This is a genomic window from Marivita sp., from assembly GCF_051251565.1.
Lineage (GTDB): Bacteria > Pseudomonadota > Alphaproteobacteria > Rhodobacterales > Rhodobacteraceae > Marivita.
Genome location: NZ_JBPOFB010000046.1, coordinates 1 through 3,845 on the forward strand (window position 1 = coordinate 1; position 3,845 = coordinate 3,845).

The window sequence follows — 3,845 nt, forward strand, 5'->3', positions numbered from 1 at the left end:
GTCCAAGTCGTCGATAGCGCGATTGCGTTTCGCGATACCGGCGTGACAGTGGGCGCGAGGCTGACGGCGGATTTCTAGGATGCCCCGCCCTGCCATCGCACTTGCCTGCGCTCTTTCCGCGCTAGCATTTGCCATTGCCAGCCCTGTGCTGGCTCAGGATCAGGAGCCTGAAGGGCAAGCCACCGAAGCTCAGCCTGCTTCCGATTTTGTCGGCCGGTACAACGGCAATTCGTTCGAAACGGCCATGGGCATGATCGTGCGCGAAGATGGCACGTTTGAATGGGGCCTGTCAGTCGGCGGGCTCGATATGCGTGCGGCGGGTACATGGACGCAGCAGGGCGAGTTTATCCTCTTCACCAGTGACCCGGTGCCCGTGGCGCCGGAGTTTGGGTGGTTAGGGAATGAAAGCGTGCCTGACCGGCCGCTGGTCAAGGTCGTCCAATCCACGAATGGCGAACCGTTCCAATATGCGGACGCATTGCTGACATGCGCCAATGGTGCACGCTTCAATCAACCTATCCCATCCGAAGGCTGGTCCCCGCCAGAGGGCGAGTGCGACACACCGGAAAGCTTGCAGCTGATTCAATCAAATTATGATGTCAGGTCGCCAGTGTATGATCTGGCGGGAACATTCGCGGTCCAGCCGGGTGAGACAATCCGGTTTGAATTTCGCCGCAACGATCTGGGCGTCGCGGATTTCACCGGAATGAGCGGCGTTCTGGTTGACGGAGTTCTGAGTATGAATGGCGGCCAGTGGCCGTTGGAAATGCGCAAAGTGGAGCGTGAGTAAACGCGCATCCGCCGCGGGCCAGACCCGCAAGCACTGCGATCTACCCGGCACAACCCACGCACACAGCGACGCTGGGATCATGCTTTAAACGCGCGGCTGCGATCTCTTCGCCGCAGGTCGCGCAGTAACCCCATTCGCCTTCGTCGAGGCGCGCAAAAGCTGCCTTGATCCGCAACCGTTCTTGTCCGCGCCGCCGTTCCTGAGCCTGTGCCATCGCTTGCTGCTGCATTGCGTCCATCCGCGACAATCGCCCTACGCTGTCTTGCTGCAAGGTGACAGGCGCGCGGGCTTCGTCGGACAACCTGTCTTCCTCGGCCAATTCGGCCTCCCGCGCTTTCAGCGCCGTTCGGGCTTCGTCTTTGGTCACCAGCTTCTCATTTCAGCCTCACTTCAACGACCAGTCTATCACACCCCGGCCATTGGCCTCCAAAAACGCATTCGCTTCACTGAAAGGCTTCGATCCGAAGAAGCCGCGATAGGCGGAAAGCGGGCTGGGATGTGGGGATTTGATGATGCGGTGGTGCGCGCCGGTGCCCAATCCGCGAACCCGGCCCGCCTTCTTCGCCGCATGGCTGCCCCACAGGATAAAGACCGCTGGTTCGCCCCGATCCACAACGGCCTGAACCGCTGCATCGGTGATTGCATCCCAGCCGCGCCCCGCATGGCTGCCCGCTTGCCCCGCCTCTACCGTCAGCGTGTTGTTGAGCATTAGCACGCCCTGCTGCGCCCACGCGGTGAGATTGCCGGTGGCAGGCGGATCAATGCCAAGGTCGCTCACCAGCTCCTGCATGATGTTTCGCAAAGACGGCGGCGCTTTGACACCATCTTGTACCGAGAAACTGAGCCCGTGGGCCTGACCCGGCCCGTGATAGGGGTCTTGGCCCAGGATAACGACGCGCACTTGGTCCAGCGGCGTTGCGGCGAGTGCGGCGAGCCGCATCCCGCGCGGAGGGTAGATCACCTTGCCCGCATCCTCCTCTGCGCGCAGCCAGCCGCCCAGCTTTCGCGCTTCTTGTGTTTGGAGCACTGGCTCTAGCGCGGCGCGCCAGCTTTCAGGGATCGGGTCAGGGGCCATAGCCCACGCAGGCTACACCTGTGCGGGCCCGCAGCGCGAGAGACCCCTTCCCCTCTATCCCCAATCGGCGTATTGGCTGGCCAATGACAGTCCATTTCCATGAAGAAGACCTGCCTGCGGGCGTCCTTGAAGGCACCAGCGCGCTTGCGGTGGATACAGAGACCATGGGTCTCATCACTCACCGCGACAGGCTGTGCGTTGTTCAGATCAGCGATGGTTCGGGCGATGAGCACCTCGTGCGCTTTGCACCGGGCAGCACCTATGATGCGCCCAATCTGAAGGCGCTGCTGGCAGACCAGTCGCGCGTGAAGCTGTATCACTATGCACGCTTCGATCTCGCGGCGCTGCACTACTATCTGGGCGTGATGGCAGGGCCAGTGTTCTGCACCAAAATCGCCAGCAAAATGGTGCGGACCTACACCGACCGCCACGGGCTCAAGAACCTCGCAACTGAGCTGCTTGGCGCTGATATTTCAAAGCAGCAGCAATCGTCGGATTGGGGCGGCCCCGTGCTCAGCGATGCGCAGCGCGATTACGCTGCGTCAGATGTGCGGTTCCTCCACGCTTTGCGCGATGAGCTGATCATCCGGCTGGAACGCGAAGGGCGCACGGAAATGGCTCAGGCCTGCTTTGACTTCCTGCCGACCCGCGCTCTGCTCGACATTGCCGGTTGGGATGGCCGCGACATATTCAGCCACAATGAAGGACACTACGCTTAAAGGTCATGGGCATGAAACGCCGCATTGAAACGGACGAGGCACAGGAGCTGCGCAACAAGCGGCAGCACTTCGCCGCGCCCGGTGGCAGCCACGACAAGCTCGTCGGCTTCCTTGCACGCGTTCTACCGATGGGCGTGGGCGTGCTGGCGGCGCTGATGATAATCACCCCCCTATCGCCGCGCGGCGAGGTCAGCTTTCTGCTCGACCGGACAAAGGTTGCGGTGATTGATGAGCGGCTGAGCGTCGACAATGCGATGTACCGGGGCCGCGACGATATTGGCCGCCCGTTCTCAATCACCGCAGGCGAAGCGGTGCAGCGATCCAGCGCCGAAGGCATGGTGCGGATGGAGGACTTGATGGCGCAGATGCTGCTCGATGATGGTCCCGCGCGCGTATCTGCATTAGGCGGCGTTTACGACATAAACGAAGAGGTCGTCACGGTGGACGGCACGGTGCGCGTGCAAACCGCCGATGGCTATTCAATGACTGCAAGCGGGGTCAGCTTTGACCTCGAAAACCGCACAATGCGCGGCGATGACGGCGTAGAAGGCGCAGTTCCGGCGGGGACATTCTCCGCAAACAGTATGCGCGCGCAGCTAGATGAGCGAAGGTTCACGCTCACCGGCAGTGCGAAGATGCGAATGGTCCCCGGCGAATTGAGGATACCCTGATGACAGTTTCAAGCACTCCAAACTTGCGCAAAATCGCTTTCAGCTGGGCCATCGGAGGCTTTGCCCTGACCAGTGCGCTGGTGGGCGGAATGGCTTTGAACGCGCAAGGAATCGCATCGCACAACACCCGCGCACCTGTGTCTTTCGATGCCGGCAGTATCGACTTTGATGACCGTGCAAACCGCGTCGTCTTAACCGGCGGAGTGATCGTCAATCAGGCCGGGATGACACTGAGGGCGCAGCGAATGCTGGCGAATTACACCGATGATGGATCGCTGGATGTACAGCGCATCACTGCCAATGGCGGCGTCGTCGTGACCCGCGGAGATGAACGCGCGAGCGGCGATACCGCCGTCTACGACTTCAATCGCCGGATCATCACGATGGCCGGCAATGTGCAATTGCGCCGCGCAGGCGATACGCTGAGCGGCGGGCGTCTGGTGATAGACCTCAATAGTGGGCGCTCAAGCATAGATGGCCGCGCCAGTGGAAACCGCACCAATCCCGGCACCGAAGGATCAGACGGGCGTGTCACGGGGACGTTCTCAGTCCCGCAGGACTAACGCAAATTTGTTTGCGCGTTTTTGTCG

6 protein-coding genes are annotated in these 3,845 nt (G+C 61.3%); 4 read left to right on the forward strand and 2 right to left on the reverse strand.

The features are described from left to right. Positions 1 to 79: 79 nt before the first annotated feature. Positions 80 to 790: a hypothetical protein gene (locus tag ACSHXH_RS19035; protein WP_435673376.1), complete on the forward strand. Its 711-nt coding sequence runs from the start codon at positions 80 to 82 to the stop codon at positions 788 to 790. 40 nt (positions 791 to 830) lie between these two features. Here the strand turns inward: ACSHXH_RS19035 and ACSHXH_RS19040 are convergent, their stop codons facing one another. Beyond that, positions 831 to 1,157, reverse strand: a complete 327-nt coding sequence (locus ACSHXH_RS19040; RefSeq protein WP_435673377.1) for a TraR/DksA family transcriptional regulator — start codon at positions 1,155 to 1,157, stop codon at positions 831 to 833. 18 nt (positions 1,158 to 1,175) lie between these two features. Further along, positions 1,176 to 1,865: a uracil-DNA glycosylase gene (gene ung / locus ACSHXH_RS19045; protein ID WP_435673378.1), complete on the reverse strand. Its 690-nt coding sequence runs from the start codon at positions 1,863 to 1,865 to the stop codon at positions 1,176 to 1,178. Positions 1,866 to 1,948: 83 nt separating this feature from the next. On the opposite strand from ung, the gene ACSHXH_RS19050 reads away from it, so the two are divergent. Genes ACSHXH_RS19050 through ACSHXH_RS19060 form a run of 3 tightly spaced genes read left to right on the forward strand, consistent with a single transcriptional unit; the run spans position 1,949 to position 3,818 of the window. Continuing rightward, the gene (locus tag ACSHXH_RS19050) at positions 1,949 to 2,584 is read left to right on the forward strand and encodes a ribonuclease D (RefSeq protein ID WP_435673379.1); all 636 of its coding nucleotides are present in this window, start codon (positions 1,949 to 1,951) and stop codon (positions 2,582 to 2,584) included. A gap of 11 nt (positions 2,585 to 2,595) precedes the next feature. Next, complete coding sequence (lptC, locus tag ACSHXH_RS19055) at positions 2,596 to 3,255, forward strand: LPS export ABC transporter periplasmic protein LptC (RefSeq protein ID WP_435673380.1); 660 nt, start codon at positions 2,596 to 2,598, stop codon at positions 3,253 to 3,255. Then, positions 3,255 to 3,818, forward strand: coding sequence for an LptA/OstA family protein (locus tag ACSHXH_RS19060; RefSeq protein WP_435673381.1), 564 nt, complete (start codon positions 3,255 to 3,257; stop codon positions 3,816 to 3,818). Before lptC ends, ACSHXH_RS19060 begins: the two co-directional genes overlap by 1 nt. The last annotated feature ends 27 nt before the right edge of the window (positions 3,819 to 3,845 follow it).